The 14,945-nt window shown below is 64.9% G+C and carries 13 protein-coding genes and 1 tRNA gene; 2 read left to right on the forward strand and 12 right to left on the reverse strand.

Translation table 11 applies throughout. The features are described from left to right. Window positions 1-2 precede the first annotated feature (2 nt). The 9 genes from BMX36_RS15615 to cyoA form a co-directional block, all read right to left on the reverse strand. A complete protein-coding gene (locus BMX36_RS15615) occupies window positions 3-1,307 on the reverse strand; it encodes a cation:proton antiporter (RefSeq protein ID WP_093066848.1) in 1,305 nt (434 codons plus the stop codon). A gap of 334 nt (window positions 1,308-1,641) precedes the next feature. Continuing rightward, window positions 1,642-3,150, reverse strand: a complete 1,509-nt coding sequence (locus BMX36_RS15625) for a diguanylate cyclase domain-containing protein (protein WP_066781616.1) — start codon at window positions 3,148-3,150, stop codon at window positions 1,642-1,644. 36 nt (window positions 3,151-3,186) lie between these two features. After that, window positions 3,187-3,723, reverse strand: a complete 537-nt coding sequence (locus BMX36_RS15630) for a response regulator transcription factor (RefSeq protein ID WP_066781614.1) — start codon at window positions 3,721-3,723, stop codon at window positions 3,187-3,189. Window positions 3,724-3,754: 31 nt separating this feature from the next. Beyond that, window positions 3,755-5,059, reverse strand: coding sequence for an ATP-binding protein (locus BMX36_RS15635; RefSeq protein WP_093066851.1), 1,305 nt, complete (start codon window positions 5,057-5,059; stop codon window positions 3,755-3,757). Continuing rightward, window positions 5,059-5,781 carry an SURF1 family protein gene (locus tag BMX36_RS15640; RefSeq protein ID WP_093066853.1) on the reverse strand — a complete coding sequence of 241 codons (723 nt, stop codon included), beginning with the start codon at window positions 5,779-5,781 and terminating at the stop codon, window positions 5,059-5,061. The genes BMX36_RS15635 and BMX36_RS15640 overlap by 1 nt, the downstream gene beginning before the upstream one ends. Beyond that, window positions 5,781-6,185, reverse strand: a complete 405-nt coding sequence (gene cyoD, locus BMX36_RS15645; RefSeq protein WP_093066855.1) for a cytochrome o ubiquinol oxidase subunit IV — start codon at window positions 6,183-6,185, stop codon at window positions 5,781-5,783. Before cyoD ends, BMX36_RS15640 begins: the two co-directional genes overlap by 1 nt. Further along, window positions 6,182-6,841: a cytochrome o ubiquinol oxidase subunit III gene (gene cyoC, locus BMX36_RS15650; protein WP_093066857.1), complete on the reverse strand. Its 660-nt coding sequence runs from the start codon at window positions 6,839-6,841 to the stop codon at window positions 6,182-6,184. The genes cyoD and cyoC overlap by 4 nt, the downstream gene beginning before the upstream one ends. Before the next feature lies 1 nt (window position 6,842). Next, the gene (cyoB, locus tag BMX36_RS15655; RefSeq protein WP_093066859.1) at window positions 6,843-8,831 is read right to left on the reverse strand and encodes a cytochrome o ubiquinol oxidase subunit I; all 1,989 of its coding nucleotides are present in this window, start codon (window positions 8,829-8,831) and stop codon (window positions 6,843-6,845) included. A gap of 17 nt (window positions 8,832-8,848) precedes the next feature. After that, a complete protein-coding gene (gene cyoA, locus BMX36_RS15660; RefSeq protein WP_093066861.1) occupies window positions 8,849-10,021 on the reverse strand; it encodes a ubiquinol oxidase subunit II in 1,173 nt (390 codons plus the stop codon). A gap of 151 nt (window positions 10,022-10,172) precedes the next feature. Here cyoA and BMX36_RS15665 point away from each other — a divergent pair, with 151 nt between their 5' ends. Both BMX36_RS15665 and BMX36_RS15670 read left to right on the forward strand, forming a co-directional pair. Continuing rightward, complete coding sequence (locus BMX36_RS15665; RefSeq protein WP_066781602.1) at window positions 10,173-11,504, forward strand: MFS transporter; 1,332 nt, start codon at window positions 10,173-10,175, stop codon at window positions 11,502-11,504. Window positions 11,505-11,632: 128 nt separating this feature from the next. Next, entirely contained in the window at window positions 11,633-12,784 is a 1,152-nt protein-coding gene (locus tag BMX36_RS15670) for a hypothetical protein (protein WP_093066863.1), read from the forward strand. A gap of 27 nt (window positions 12,785-12,811) precedes the next feature. On the opposite strand, the gene BMX36_RS15675 is transcribed toward BMX36_RS15670, so the two are convergent. The 3 genes from BMX36_RS15675 to BMX36_RS15685 form a co-directional block, all read right to left on the reverse strand. Continuing rightward, window positions 12,812-13,744 carry an oxygen-dependent tRNA uridine(34) hydroxylase TrhO gene (locus BMX36_RS15675; RefSeq protein ID WP_093066865.1) on the reverse strand — a complete coding sequence of 311 codons (933 nt, stop codon included), beginning with the start codon at window positions 13,742-13,744 and terminating at the stop codon, window positions 12,812-12,814. Window positions 13,745-13,809: 65 nt separating this feature from the next. Continuing rightward, window positions 13,810-13,896: transfer RNA gene (locus BMX36_RS15680), tRNA-Leu, on the reverse strand. A gap of 173 nt (window positions 13,897-14,069) precedes the next feature. Further along, entirely contained in the window at window positions 14,070-14,891 is an 822-nt protein-coding gene (locus tag BMX36_RS15685; RefSeq protein ID WP_093066867.1) for a zinc-ribbon domain-containing protein, read from the reverse strand. Window positions 14,892-14,945: the final 54 nt, after the last annotated feature.

Below are 14,945 nucleotides of genomic sequence, written 5' to 3' on the forward strand. Positions count from 1 at the left end.
GATCATTGCTCCGCCGCCGGGCCCTGGAGGCCAGGCGGCGGCGTGCTCGACCGATCAGGATCGCGCCCGTGCTGGCGATCCAGCAGGCGCATGACCGGCGTGACCGTCAGCCCGTGCAGCAGTATCGAGAACAAAACGGTGATGCCGACGATCGCCCACAGGCGATCCGCCTCGGGCAGGTTCATGCGATTGAGCGCATAGGCCAGATAATAGAATGAGCCGACGCCGCGGATCCCGAAAAACGCGATGGTGAGCTTTTCCGAGCGGTCCGCCGGAAAGCCGACCAGTGCGATCAACCCGGTGAGCGGCCGGACGATCAGGATCAGAACCGCCGCTGCGACCACATCCGTCCAGCGCAGCGCCGCCAGCAATCCATCCACCAGCGCGCCGCCGAACAGAATCAGCACGATCATCATTGCGATCCGCTCCACCTGCTCGGTCAGATCGTGCATCTGGTGATTGAAGTCGTGGTCGCGGTGCGAGCGGCGCAGGGCGAGGGCGGTGACGAACACCGACAGGAAACCGTAAGCGTGGACGATCTCCGACACGCCGTAAGAGACAAAGGTCGCCGCGATCGCAATCAGGCCATCGCCGGTGGCCGCCAGCTTCGTTTCGGCCGGCACGTGAAAGGTGAGCCAGCCAAAAGCCTTGCCGATCAGCCAGCCTGCGCCGATGCCGACCACGATTTCCCAGATCACGTTTTCCAATACCCAGGTCTTTGCCCAGGGCTCGCCAGCGGCGGCCAGCGTGCCGAGCACGATGGCCAGGTGGACGAAAGGAAAGGCAAGCCCGTCGTTCAGCCCGGCCTCTGACGTGAGGCCGAAGCGGACCTCATCCTCGTCATTCGATTTGGGCGGACCGACCTGAACATCGGCGGCAAGCACCGGATCGGTCGGCGCAAGGCATGCACCCAGCAGCAGCGCCGCCACCCAGCCGAGCCCGAGCCACCAGCCGCCCAGCAAGGTGATTGCGGCGATCCCGAGCGGCATGGTGATGGCGAGCAGGCGCCAGGTGACGCCCCAGTGCCGCCAGCGAAAGATCCGGTCCAGCTTGAGCCCGGCGCCCATCAGCGCGATGATCACGACAAATTCCGTCAGCCGTTCGGTGACATCGGGAAAGGCGTAGGGCAGCGGGTGCCAGTGAACGGCGGGCAGCGAGAAGATGGCCGCACCGATGCCGATGCAGATGATAGGCAACGACAGCGGCAGCTTGCGCAGCGCCAGCGGCAACCATGCCACGAGCGCGACGAGTACGCCTGCCCCCGTCAACCAGAGAATATAGGGTTCGGGGGTGGAGAATGACGGCATTGCCAATGTAACGCTCGAACAACGAAATGTTGCAGCGTGGCCGAGCTACATGGGGCGAGTTGACGCCGGTCAGGTGATGGCCGGATCTCCGCCCGTGCTTAGCCGGGTAGCTAGGGATTGGCAGACATGCGCACGAAACTGAGCACTTGCGGGCGCAAGCTGCGCTTCGGCACGGCGGCGGAGGCAACCGCCGCGGCGCAGCGCTCGGGCATGGACCTCAGAGTATATCGCTGTGGCCGCTGCCGCCAGTTTCACCTGACGAGCCGAACCAAGGGGAAGTGGGTTTCCCCTCGATCCAGGGCCGGGCTGGGGTGAGACGCAAGCGGTCCGGGTGTCAGGCGACCTGGTGCGCAGGCGCTCCATGGGCGACCAGAATGCCATCACGCCCGGCGATCGCGCCCGTGCCCCGGCGCGCCCGCTTCGCCGCGTAAAGCGCCGTATCGGCTGCCTTCATCAGCGAAGGGCGATCCGCGTGCGCGGCATCCCGGACGCAGGCGCCGATCGTCGCCGATACCGTGATCCCCTCATGCGGGTCGGCGCCCTCGCCATAGACGGTGTGGCGAAGATCGGTGAGCAACTGCTCGATCCCCTGTGCCAGCCGCTCGGCCGCATGGCTGCCACGCAGCATGACCACGAATTCGTCGCCGCCCAGCCGGGCCGCAAGGAAATCACCCAGATGATCGGCCGCGGTTAGCTTGGCAGCCATCACGCGCAGCACCTCGTCGCCCGCTGGATGGCCGAGCCGATCGTTAACCTCCTTGAAGCGATCGAGATCGATAATCGCCACGGCGAGCGCAGAGGCGCGCGCCGGCGTGCTGGCGAGCGCCTCGTCCAAGGTTTCGTTGAATGCCCGGCGACTGGCCAGCCCGGTGAGTTCGTCCGTCAGCGCGAATTCGCGCAGCCGCCGCTCAACCTTATAGCGTTCGGTGATGTCCTGCATGACACCGATGACCGCCATCACCTGACGATCGCGGATCTCGGCCTCTCCCATCAGCCGGATGCGGCGAAGCTTCCCCTTGGCGTTGATCAGGTCGACTTCGAGATCCCACGGCTGGCCGGTATTGGCGCACGCGGCCAGTGCCCCCTCCACCTTAGCCCGGTCAGCGGGTGGATAGTGGAGCAGTGCCTTTTCCAGTTCAGGCTTTCCGACGGGCGGCATCTGGTGGATGGCATAGGTCTGGGCCGACCAGTGCGTCTCGTTGTTCGTCAGGTCGAGCCGCCACGAGCCGATGCGCGCCATCCGCTCCGCCTGCTGCAGGATCCGCTGTGCGCGTTCGCTCTCGATCAGCGCCTCCTGCCGGGACAGAGCGAGCTTCAGGCTTTCGGAACGGGCGCGGCGCGCCTCCAGAATACCTTCGATGACGCCGGCAAAGCCCTTCAGAAGCTCCAGCTTTTCCGGGGTGAATTCCAGCAGCCGATCGTCCGCGACGCACAAGGTGCCGATAGGCAGGCGCCGAGCGTCCGGCGAGGTGCCGTGGCGAAGCGGGATGCCGGCGTAGGAGCGAATGTGCGGCGGTCCGGTCACCACTGGGCTGGAGGCAAATAGCGGGTCGGCCAGCGTGTCGGGAATGACCAGCATGTCATCGGCCGCGATCGCATATTGGCAGATCGAGACTTCGCGCGGGGTTTCCGGGATGCTGAAGCCGCACCGCGCCTTGAACCATTGCCGGTTTGCATCAACCAACGACACGAACGCCATACGCGAGTCAAAGATGTGCCGGGCGCCTTGAACGATCGCCTCGAATTCCGCTTCGGGCGGGGTATCCAGCACCTCCAGCGAACGCAGCGCCTCGAGGCGTTCCTCTTCATGGATCGGGAACATCGCGCCACCATGCGCCGCCAAGCGTTAGATCCAGGTTAACGTGCCAGCGTGCGATCCTTAGCGGAGCGGCTTTTTCTCCAGCTTTCGCGCCAGGGTGCGCCGGTGCATGCCGAGGCGCCGCGCCGTTTCCGAGATGTTGAACCCGGTTTCGGCCAACGTTTCGTTGATCCGCTCCCATTCCAGCGTCTTGATGGAAGTGCTGCGCCCCTCGATAGGAACGTCGACGTCGCCTTCGGCCGCCTTGCTGAACGCGGCCTCGATATCGTCGGTGTTCGACGGCTTGGCGAGATAATGACAGGCGCCCAGCTTGATGGCCTCAACGGCCGTCGCAATGCTGGCAAAGCCGGTGAGCACCACAATCAGCATGGCGGGATCGGATGCGTGCAGCCGTTCGACGCAGGCAAGACCCGACGCGTTGCCGAGCTTCAGATCGACCACCGCGAAGCCGGGGCGCGCCTCTTCCAGTAGCGCTTCCATCTCGGCCGGACCGTGCGCCAGCCAGACGCGATAGCCGCGCCGCTCAAACGAGCGCTGCAGCGTGCGTGCGAAGGTCTCGTCATCCTCGACGATCAGGATCCGGCGTTCCTCGGTCATCGCTTCCTCCGACAGGCTCTCGTGGGCGGCCCTAGCGCCTGGATTTCGCAAGGGGGAGGACGAGCCGCACGTCGGCGCCGCCCTCCGGCCGGTTCATCGCCGCCAGCCGACCGCCCAGCCGACGCGCGACGTTGCTGGCCAGGAAAAGGCCGACGCCGTGGCCCGCGCCCTTGCCGGAATGGTAAAGCTTGCCGACGCCGGCGAGTTCACTTTCCGTGAAGCCGCGGCCTTCATCGATCACCTTTATGGTCAATTCGTCGGCATCGCAGGTGGCGACCAGCGCCGCGCCACCGGGGGATGCCTCCGCGGCATTGTCGAGCAGGTTCCACACTGCCTGCCGCAATGACGGACCGGCCACCACCGCCGCATCACCAAGGCCCTGTAGATCGACGGTCAGCGGGCCGCTGGCCAATGTGGTGCGCCATTCCTCCACGATATCGCGGAGGAAGGCGCGTGCGCCGACGCTCTGCATCGCTTCGCCGCGCGGCTCGCCGGCGGAATGGAGAATGTCGGTCACGATCGCCTTGCAGCGTTCCACCTCCGCCTGCATTTCCGCCAGCTCACCGGCGAGTTCGGGATCCTGAGCGATCTTTGGCAGGCGGCGCCAGTCGCTGAGGATCACGGCGAGCGAGGCGAGTGGGGTGCCGAGTTCGTGCGCCGCCCCGCTGGCGAACAGGCCGATGCGCACGATGCCGTCCTCCTCCGCCGCGCGTTGCCGCAGATCGGCGAGGAAGGCGTCACGGGCACGCAGATTGCGGCTGATGCGCGTGACGAACATGGCAAGGAGAGTGCCGCTGAGCACGAAGCTGAGCCAAGCGCCGAGCGCGTTAAGGTCGCCGATGAGCGGCTCAATATTCGGCGGATAGGCGAGCGGGCGACTATCCGCCGCGAGACCGGCATAACAAACGGTGGTCAGGACCACGAGCACCCACACCGACCAGCTTTCAAGCAGGATCGCGCCAAGCACCACCTGGATCAGGTAAAGCGACACGAACGGATTGGTGGCGCCGCCGCTGAGCGACAGTTGCGCGGTCAAGGAACCGACGTCGAACAGCAGCCCCAGCATCAGTTCTACGTTGGTGACGCGATCCCGGCTCAGCAGCACGAAGCTGATGATGTTGGCGAACGCCTGAAGCGCTACCACCACCATCATCGGGAATAGCGGCAGTTTCACGCCCAGCAGGAAATGCACCACCAGGATGGTGATCAGCTGTCCCGCCACCGCCATCCAGCGCAGCTGCAGCAGCTGACGCATGTTTTCGGCAGCGGTGGAATCGCGCGAGGAGCCGGCCTGCGCGGCGGATCGTCGTGTGAGCGCGAGAAGGGGCGAATCCATCATCGTCCCCTGCCACGGGCACGGAACACCATCATCGCGCCACCAATGCTGAGCAGCGCCAGCGCGAACCAGGTGATGGCGTAGGACAGGTGATTGTTGCGAAAGGCGATCACCGTCAGGCCGCCAATCGGATAGCCACCGGGATTGGGCGCGGCGTCTGCATCGATGAAGAAGGGCACGATCGGGCCGAGGTCGCGCGCCCGCGCAATGGCCGCCACATCGCGGGAGAACCAGCGGTTGGCGTCGGAGTCGTTGCTGCGGAGAAAGGCGCCGCCCGGTTCCGAGGCGCGGATGAGCCCAGTGATGGTGACGCGCTCGTCCCGCTGCGCGGCCGACCGCATGGCGGGATCACGGCGTGTGTCGGGCACGAAGCCTCGATTGACGAGGATCAGCGGGTGGCCGGGGGCGGGACGGGAGGCCAGTGCCGGGTCGGTCAGACGCAGCGGTGTCAATACCCACCAGCCGGGCCCATGGACGGTCACGGCCTGCACCAAGGTTTCGCGATCGTGGAGGAAGCGCCCGGTGAGGCGCACGCGCCGATACGCCAGATCACCGTGCCATTCGGACGGTGGGGGAAGGGGAGACGGGGCGGCGTGGACCCGCATCTCCACCTTGTCGATCAGATCGAGTTTCCAGGCGCGCCGATCGACCTGCCAGAACCCGAGAGCCGTGAAGAGCGCCGCCAGCGTCAGGCAGACGCCGGCAAACGCGAAACGTCTCATCACATGCCCATGCCGTCCATGGGCATCATGTTGCTGTTGAGGTGGAACATGATCCACAGCGATCCCGCGATCACGATCGCAATGATGATGACCGTGAAGATAAAGGCGAGCAGCGTCCAGCCACCCTCCGCCCGCGGGTTGAGGTGCAGGAAGAAGAAGGTGTGGACGACGATCTGCACGAAGGCGAGCGCGACGACGATGATGGCCGTTGCCTGCACGCTGGCGAGCGCGCCCGTCATGACCAGCCAGAAGGGCACCGCCGTCAGCACCGCCGACAGGAGAAAGCCGATCACATAACCGCGGCGGGAGCCATGGCCGTGGCCGCCGTCGGGCGCCGGCGCATGATGGTGATCGTCGGCATGACCGTGGCCGTGCGTATCGGCGTGGGCGTGGGGAGCGCTCATCGCAGGACTCCGAGCAGATAGACAAAGGTGAAGACGCCGATCCAGACGACATCCAGCAGGTGCCAGAACATGCTGAGGCACATCAGGCGGCGGCGATTCTCCATGATCAGGCCGCGCTGTCCGAGCTGGACCAGCATGACGAGGATCCAGATCAGGCCGCTGAACACGTGCAGGCCGTGGGTTCCGACCAGGGTGAAGAAGCCGGACAGGAAGGCGCTGCGCATCGGCGTAGCGCCTTCGTGGATCAGCTCCGCAAACTCATAGAGTTCGATGCCGATGAAGGCGGCGCCGAACAGGCCGGTGATGGCGAGCCAGAGCTGAGTGCCACGGACGTTGCCTTGCTCCATCGCGATCATCGCCATGCCGCAGGTGATCGAGGAGATCAGCAGCATCGCCGTGTTCAGCGCGACCAGCGACAGATCGAAGATCTGAGCCGGGGCGGGGCCGCCGGCATAGCTGGTGCTGAGCACGCCATAGGTGGCGAAGAGGGTCGCGAAGATGAGCGCGTCGCTCATCAGGTAGATCCAGAAGCCCAGCATCGTCCCGCCGGAGCTGTGATCGTGGTGATCAGCCTCCGTCTGGTAGAAGACGGGCGGGGCGGCATCCGCCCCGGCCGTGCGGTTCGCTTCGTCCGCGGTGGGAGAAAGAGTCGTCATGTCAGGCTCCCGCCAGCGCGTGCTTGCGTTCGGTCGCGGCCACTTCCTCGGCCGGGATGTGGTAATCGCGGTTGTAGTTGAACGTGTGGGCGATGCCATAACCGATCATGGCGACGAAGCTCGCGGCGGCCAGCCACCACATGTACCACACCATCGCGAAGCCGAGCACGGCGGCCAGCGCCGACAGGATCACGCCCGCGCCGGTGTTGCGCGGCATGTGGATCGGCATGAAGCCGCTGTCCGGTGCCTTGGAACCACGCTCCTTCATGTCGTGCCACGCATCCAGATCGTGCACGACGGGCGTGAAGGCGAAATTGTACGCCGGCGGGGGCGAGCTGGTCGCCCATTCCAGCGTCCGGCCGTTCCACGGATCGTTGCCGACGCGCAGCTTGTCGCGGTTCATGATGCTGACGCCGATCTGGATGACGAAGCCGGCAATACCTACCGCGATGATCGCCACGCCGATCGCGGCAATGATGAACAACGGCTGGAGCGTCGCATCGTCCAAGTGACGCAGACGACGCGTGACGCCCATCAGACCGGCAACGTACATCGGCGTCCAGGCGACCCAATAGCCGATCACCCAGCCCCAGAAGTGAACTCGGCCCCAGAACGGATCGAGCTTGAAGCCGAAGGCCTTGGGCCACCAATAATCGATTGCGGCAAACAGGCCGAACACGACGCCACCGATGATCACGTTGTGGAAGTGCGCGACGAGGAACAGCGAGTTGTGCAGCACGAAATCGGCCGGCGGGATCGCAAGCATCACGCCCGTCATGCCGCCCACCACGAAAGTGAGCATGAAGGCAACGACCCACTGCATCGGCAGCTCGAAGCGGATGCGGCCGCGGTACATGGTGAACAGCCAGTTGAAAATCTTCGCACCCGTCGGGATGGAGATGACCATCGTGGCGATGCCGAAGAAGCTGTTGACGCTGGCGCCCGATCCCATGGTGAAGAAGTGGTGGAGCCAAACCAGGTAGCTCAGGATCGTGATGACGACCGTGGCATAGACCATCGAGGAATAGCCGAACAGCCGCTTGCCGGTGAAGGTCGAGGTGATCTCCGAGTAGATGCCGAACACCGGGAGAACCAGCACGTACACTTCCGGGTGACCCCAGATCCAGACCAGATTCCAATACATCATCGGGTTGCCGCCGAGATCATTGGTGAAGAAGTTGGTGCCGACGTAGCGATCCAGCATCAGCATCGCGAAGGCGGCGGTGAGGACCGGGAAGATGGCAATGACGAGCACGTTGCTGCACAGCGCCGTCCAACAGAACACCGGCAGCTTCATCATGGTCATGCCCGGCGCGCGCATCTTGATGACCGTGACAACCATGTTGATGCCCGACAGGGTGGTGCCGATGCCGGCGATCTGAAGCGCCCACAGGTAATAATCAGGCCCGGTATCGGGGCTGTTCTGCAGGTTGGTGACGGGCACGTAGTTGAGCCAGCCGCCACGGCTGAACTCACCCACGAACAGCGACACCATGACCAGCGCGGCACCAGCCACCGTGAGCCAGAAGCTGAAGTTGTTGAGAAAGGGAAAGGCCACGTCGCGCGCGCCGATCTGAAGCGGCATCACATAATTGATGATGCCCACGACCAGCGGGATCGCGACGAAGAAGATCATGATCGTCCCGTGCGCGGTGAAGATCTGATCATAATGGTGTGCGTTCAGATACCCTTCGTTCGCACCGAAGGAGACGGCCTGCTGGGCGCGCATCATGATCGCATCGGCAAAGCCGCGCAGGAGCATGATGATGCCCAGGATGATATACATGATGCCGATCTTCTTGTGGTCCACGCTGGTGAACCATTCGGTCCACAGGTAGCCCCAGAGCCGGTATTTGGTGACGGCACCGACGATGCCGAGGCCGATCACCACCACGCCGATAAAGGTCGCGATCAGGATCGGCTCATGGATCGGGAAGGATTCGAAACTGAGGCGACCGAAGATCGTCTTCAGAACGGTTTCGTTGAACATCGGAAGGCTCCGGCGGCTCAGCCGCGCACCGCGCGGGCATGGCCCGGCATGGCTGGCAGAGAGAGGAACGAAAGGTCGCGATTGCGGGGCGAATCAGGGTCAGTAGCGCCTGGCGCACCCGGCTGGCGCGGCTTGGAATTGTGCGGCACGGGCGTGATTTCGTCCGTGTCCTTCATCAGCCCGCCCTCCGGCTTCTCGCGCGGCAGGGTCTGGCGGCCGGCCGGCATGCCCTCGCCAGCCTTCATCGGATGCGGATCGCCGCCGCCGCCCGCCGCATGGTCACGCGCCATGATCTCGCTCATGCACGGCGTGCCGGGGGTGACGCAACGTTCATAGGCGCGCTGGAACAAGGTCGGCTCCACATTGGCGAAGTGCATGACCGGCACCTGCTCGCTCGGCTTTTCGAGCTTCAGGTAGTTGGCGGTATCGAGCGACTGACCGCGGCCCTTCACCTCGCCAACCCAGCGCGCGAAGCTTGCGTCGTCGAGCCCGCGCAGGCGGAAGCGCATGTAGGAGAAGCCTGCGCCCGAATAATTGGCGGACATGCCCTCGAACTCGCCCGGCCGGTTCAGCACCGCGTGAAGCGTGCTGCGCATACCGGGCATCGTATAGACCATGCCGGCGAGCGTGGGCGCGTAGAAGGTGTTCATCATGTTGCTGGACGTCATGTCGAAGCGGACCTGCCGGTCGACCGGCAGTGCAAGCTCGTTCACCGTGGCGATGCCCAGCTCGGGATAGATGAACAGCCACTTCCAATCGAGCGAGACTACCTGAACCAGCAGCGGCTTCTCGCGCGGATCAACCGCTTTGGTCGCCGAAATGCGGTTCAGCGGACGGAAGGGATCAAGGAGGTGGGTGCTGGACCAGGTGAGCGCGCCCAGCGCGATGATGATCAGGAGCGGTGCCGACCAGATGACGAGTTCAAGCGACGTCGAGTGATCAAAATGCGGATCATAGGTCGCGTCCTTGTTGCCCGCGCGATAACGCCAGGCGAACACGACAGTCAGGATCATCACCGGCACGATGATGAGCAGCATCAACCCGACCGATGCATAGATCAGGTTGCGTTGCTGCAGTGCGACGTCGCCAGCCGGGTCGAGCACGGCGCCCTGGCAACCGGCGACAAACAGCAGGAGCGGAATCGATGCCGCACGGGCAAGCCGTGCCAGCGGGGCGGGATGGTCGGGCATATGAAACGCTCCTAGGCCGAGTCCGCGAGGCGCTACATTGGACAATTTGTCCAATCCCGTCACTAGCGCACCTCCGGCACAGGAGTGTAGTAATGAACCCCGACGCGGGCCAACCATTATTGCACGGCGGATCGCCGCGGGAGCATGACGAATGACTGCATCGACCAGCACGGCGGACTCGACCGCCCTTGAGCGCGACGCACGGCTGGTAAATGCCCGCCATAAGGAAATCGCCCCTGGTGAAATCGCGATCGGCGTGATCATCGGTCGCACGAGCGAGTTCTTCGACTTCTTCGTCTATGCGCTCGCCTCCGTGCTGGTGTTTCCCAAGGTGGTGTTTCCCTATGTCGATGCCGTGACGGGGACGCTGTATTCGTTTGCGATCTTCGCCTTGGCGTTCCTCGCGCGGCCGTTCGGCACCTTGCTGTTCATGTGGGTTGACCGGGTTCATGGCCGTGGCACCAAGCTGACCATCGCATTGTTCCTGCTGGGCGGATCGACCATGGCGGTCGCATTGCTGCCGAGCTACGCTCAGGTGGGCACGCTGTCGGCACTGCTGCTTGCGCTGTTCCGCATCGGGCAGGGCGTGGCGCTGGGGGGCGCGTGGGACGGGCTGCCGTCGCTGCTATCGCTCAACGCGCCGGAGGAAAAGCGTGGCTGGTACGCCATGATCCCGCAGCTCGGCGCGCCCCTGGGCCTGCTAGTGGCTTCGTGCCTGTTCGCCTATTTCCTCGCGATCCTGACGCCGCAGGACTTTCTGAGCTGGGGCTGGCGCTATCCGTTCTTCGTGGTGCTGGCGATCAACGTCGTGGCGCTGTTTGCGCGGCTGCGACTCGTCGCAACGCCGGAGTTCGAACGCCTCTTCGAGAGCCGGGAGCTTCAGCCCTCGCCGGCATTTGCGACGATGTTCCGCGAGCGTCGCACCATCGTATTGGGCGCGTTCGCGCCGCTCGCCAGCTTCGCGCTGTTCCATCTCGTCACCGTGTTCCCGCTGTCCTGGGTCACGCTCTATGCGCAGGAGGAGCCGGTACGGTTCCTCGGCATCGAGGCGCTGGGCGCAGTGATCGGTCTGCTCGCCATCCTGGCCTCGGGCGTGATCGCCGACCGTGTGGGGCGGCGTGCGGTGCTGGGCGTCTCGGCGGCGCTGATCGCGGTCTATAGCGGCTTCGCGCCGCGCCTGCTGGGCGCCGGCGAAGTGGGTGAGGCGATCTACATGCTGGGCGGTTTCGTGCTGCTGGGTCTGGCATTTGGCCAATCCTCTGGCGCGGTGAACAGCAACTTCCCGCCGGAGAGCCGCTACACCGGTGCCGCGATCGTCGCCAATGCCGCCTGGGTGATCGGTGCAGGCTTCGCGCCGCTGGTGGCGCTGTTCCTCGCCAGCCGCTTCGGCCTGTGGTCGGTCGGGCTGTATCTGCTGTCGGGCGCGATCTGCACGCTGGGCGCGCTGGGTATCAACAAGGAATTCGCGCGGCGCGCAGCCTGATTTCGGCCCGCGCCGGGCGTCTACCCACGCTAAGTACCGAAAACGCCGCCATTTCGAAGCTAAGAGGGCGTTGCATCGCGCGCTGCCTTGCGCCACCGCTAGACGATTAGACCGGCGGTGGAGGGTAGATGACTCGGCGTGCGATCCTTCACATCGGACCGCCCAAGACAGGAACCAGCGCGATTCAGGCGTCGCTGAGCCACAACCGGTCAGCTTTGGCGCGTTTCGGCCTCCTTTATCCCGGCACTGGCCGCGACCACAGCGCGACCTTGCTGGCGCTCTTTCGCGGGCGTGCGCAAGATTACATTCGTGCGCGAAAGCGCACTGTACCCTCCGGCACGTCACCCATCTCGGCCAAGCAGTTTGCCGCGGTGCAGGAGCAGCTTCGCGGACGCGACTGGCATACGCTGATCCTGTCGACCGAGCTGATGTACGGGTTGAAACCGCCCGTGATGAAGCAGATCAAGGAATGGCTGGACCAATATGTCGACAGCTATCAGCTGGTCGCTGTGGTGCGCGACCCGGTCGACTGGGCAGTCAGCTACACGCAGCAGCGGTTCAAGCGCGAGGGCGACGTTGACACCTTGCTTGCCCAACCAAGGGCGATGCGCTTGCAACGCACCTTTCAGCGCTGGGAGGAGGTGCTTGGCCCGGGACAGCACCAGATTCTGGCGTTTGAGGAGCTGACTGCCGATCCGGCGGGCATGGGTGCGGCGTTCTTGACCCGCCTTGGGCTGGAGAGTGCCGCCGCGGCGCTGTCGCAGGAGGTCGCCGCGCGAAATGAGTCGCTGAGTTGGGAAGCGGCCATGATGATGGCCGAACTGAACACGCGCCGCCCGTTCTTCGTGGAGGGCAAGCGGAGCGGCGCGCGCAGTGGCGCCGAGCTTGGCGCCTTTACAGGGATCAGGGGCCAGCGTTTCGACCTTTCGGACGCGACGCGCCGCCAGATTTTCGACGAGACCCGCGAAGACATCGCATGGGTCGGCGAGCGGTTCGGGATCACCCGATATGATTATCCGGTCACGGATTTGCGTCCGTCGTCAAACCCGGCCGGCTTCTCGCCGGAATTCATCACCGCTGTAGGCGAGCGAATGGCCGACATGGCCAATGAGATCCGCATCCAGCGGGGATTGTTGCAGATCGCCGAACTGCGGCTGGAAGGGCGCATCGGCGAGGCGGAGCGGGCGCGCCGCCGGCTTGAGGCGATGTTTCCGAGCGATTCGCGCTTTCATGACGAGCCTGAGGATGACGACGCCGTTGTCCGCTGGGCGGCCGAATGACCGCACCGTAGCGAAAGCGCCGAACGGTCAGTCAGCATCCATCCTGGCGCCGACGTGGCGCGTGCCGCGAGCCTTGGCCAGCGCCTCCTGGCGGTGACGCTCGGCAAGGCGAGCGCGCTTCTCGTCGTTGAGATCAGCGTGACAGGCCGGGCAGCTCACGCCCTCCTCGTATAGCGGCGAGGCGCGATCCTCCGGCCCTACCGGCCGGCGACAGGCACGGCACAGGACATGGCTGCCCGGCTGGAGATCGGGGGTGACCGCAACGCGCTCGTCGAAGACGAAGCATTCGCCGCTCCAGCGGCTTTCCGCGGCGGGCACCTTCTCCAGATAGTTCAGGATGCCGCCCTGGAGATGATAGACCTCTTCCACACCCTCGGCCTTCAGAAAAGCCGTCGACTTCTCACAGCGGATGCCGCCGGTGCAGAACATCGCGACCTTCTTGCCTTCGGCCAGCAGCCGATCGCGGTTGGCGCGGAACCAGTCGGGAAAGTCTCGAAAGCTCTTTGTCGCCGGATCGATCGCGCCGGGGAAGGTGCCGATGGCGACCTCGTAATCGTTGCGCGTGTCGATCAGCACCGTGTCGGGCTGCGCGATCAGCGCGTTCCAATCCTCCGGCGCGACATAGGTGCCGGCATCGCTGAGCGGATCGAGGCCAGGCTGGCCCATCGTCACGATCTCGCGCTTCAGGCGGATTTTCAGCCGATGGAACGGCTCCGCTGAGGCCCAGGCATATTTGACCTCAAGCGCCGCGCAGCCGGGCAGGGTGCGCAGGTGCGCGATCACGACGTCGATGCCCCTCGGCGGACCGGCGATAGTGCCGTTCAGGCCCTCGTGCGCCAGCAGCAGGGTGCCCTGCACGCCATGGGAGCGGCACAGCGCCTCGATCGAACCACGCAGCGCGGCGGGATCGTCAAAACGGGTGAACTGGTAAAGGGCCGCAGTGCGGAAAAGCTGGGTCATGGCAGGCCGGCAGGGGAACGGGAGGGGCGCTCCGAAGAGCGTTGGTAGCCCCCGCCGTTCATCAATGGTGCGGTCGAGAAGACTCGAACTTCCACGTCCTTTCGGACACAACGACCTCAACGTTGCGCGTCTACCAATTCCGCCACGACCGCACGTGATGTCCGCCGGGCTGGGCCGGCGGCTGGCAGGAGCGCGCCCCTAGCAAGGGTTCCGGGGGCTGGCAATGGGCTTTGCCGGTTCCGGGCGAAAAGATTGCGTCTGGACGCAATCTTTTCCGTTCAGCTGCCGCATAGTCCCTCGATCGCCGGCAGCGGTGAGCGATCGCTCAGTCGCCATCCTCTCCGACGAAGCTGAGCTCCAGCTTCTTCGAACTGGCGGGAACATCCAGCTTCGCCGAGTTGAAATCGATCGCGCTTTTCGGCGCAAGCGTGCGCTGCTGCGGAATGATCGTCCAGGTGAAGACGATGCGATTCTGGGCGTCGCGCAGATCGGCGCGGATGTCCGGAACGCGCTGACGATCGTTGGACGGGTTCAACACCTTGCCGCTGACCGCGAACAGTTCGCTGCCGTTGCTGATCTCGCGCCGTTCGATCGGATTGTCGATCAGCCGGAGTGGCGATTCCTGCGGCCCAAACGACAGGCCGAGCTGGGTGGCAAGGCCGGGCGCACTGGTCCACAGGATGGCGCCGACCGCCACCAGCATCAGCAACGCGGCAAGCACCGCGGCTACCGTCCAGCGTCGCGCGGGATTGACAAGGGGACGCTTGCGGCGCGGCTTTTCGCCGTTCTCCACCGTGGTGGATGAAGCGGGCGGGCTTGGCCACGCCGCGATTGCAGCGCTGGCGGGTGCCATGCCGGGAAACGGCGGCAGCGGCTGTGTCGCAGCGGAGCCGGCTGGATCTGATGCGGCGACGGCTGTCTGCGCGGGCAGATCAGGTGCCGCGGCCTGTTCACCCGCGCTCACGATCACCGACGGAGGCTGTGGCTCCTGCGCCGGCGCTGCCGCGATTGCCTCCGCCGCACGGGCGTCAGGCTCCTGATGCCAGCTGTGGCGACAGTTCGCACAGCGAACCGTGCGCCCCTCCGCACCAATCGCGGTATCGGGCACCAGGTATCGGGTGCGGCATTCGGGACATTCGAGGATCATCGCGCGACGCTACCGGCGGGTGAACAGGAGGGCTGAAGCCATCGCGAATCTAAA

Source organism: Sphingomonas sp. OV641, from assembly GCF_900109205.1.
GTDB lineage: Bacteria > Pseudomonadota > Alphaproteobacteria > Sphingomonadales > Sphingomonadaceae > Sphingomonas.

Coding starts and splice junctions, on each gene's coding strand:
- cyoD (WP_093066855.1), bottom strand. CDS start 6,185: ATGAGCGCTCCCCACGCCCACGCCGATACGCACGGCCACGGTCATGCC.
- BMX36_RS15630 (WP_066781614.1), bottom strand. CDS start 3,723: ATGACCGAGGAACGCCGGATCCTGATCGTCGAGGATGACGAGACCTTC.
- BMX36_RS15665 (WP_066781602.1), top strand. CDS start 10,173: ATGACTGCATCGACCAGCACGGCGGACTCGACCGCCCTTGAGCGCGAC.
- BMX36_RS15640 (WP_093066853.1), bottom strand. CDS start 5,781: ATGAGACGTTTCGCGTTTGCCGGCGTCTGCCTGACGCTGGCGGCGCTC.
- BMX36_RS15635 (WP_093066851.1), bottom strand. CDS start 5,059: ATGGATTCGCCCCTTCTCGCGCTCACACGACGATCCGCCGCGCAGGCC.
- cyoA (WP_093066861.1), bottom strand. CDS start 10,021: ATGCCCGACCATCCCGCCCCGCTGGCACGGCTTGCCCGTGCGGCATCG.
- cyoB (WP_093066859.1), bottom strand. CDS start 8,831: ATGTTCAACGAAACCGTTCTGAAGACGATCTTCGGTCGCCTCAGTTTC.
- BMX36_RS15670 (WP_093066863.1), top strand. CDS start 11,633: ATGACTCGGCGTGCGATCCTTCACATCGGACCGCCCAAGACAGGAACC.
- BMX36_RS15675 (WP_093066865.1), bottom strand. CDS start 13,744: ATGACCCAGCTTTTCCGCACTGCGGCCCTTTACCAGTTCACCCGTTTT.
- BMX36_RS15685 (WP_093066867.1), bottom strand. CDS start 14,891: ATGATCCTCGAATGTCCCGAATGCCGCACCCGATACCTGGTGCCCGAT.
- cyoC (WP_093066857.1), bottom strand. CDS start 6,841: ATGACGACTCTTTCTCCCACCGCGGACGAAGCGAACCGCACGGCCGGG.
- BMX36_RS15615 (WP_093066848.1), bottom strand. CDS start 1,307: ATGCCGTCATTCTCCACCCCCGAACCCTATATTCTCTGGTTGACGGGG.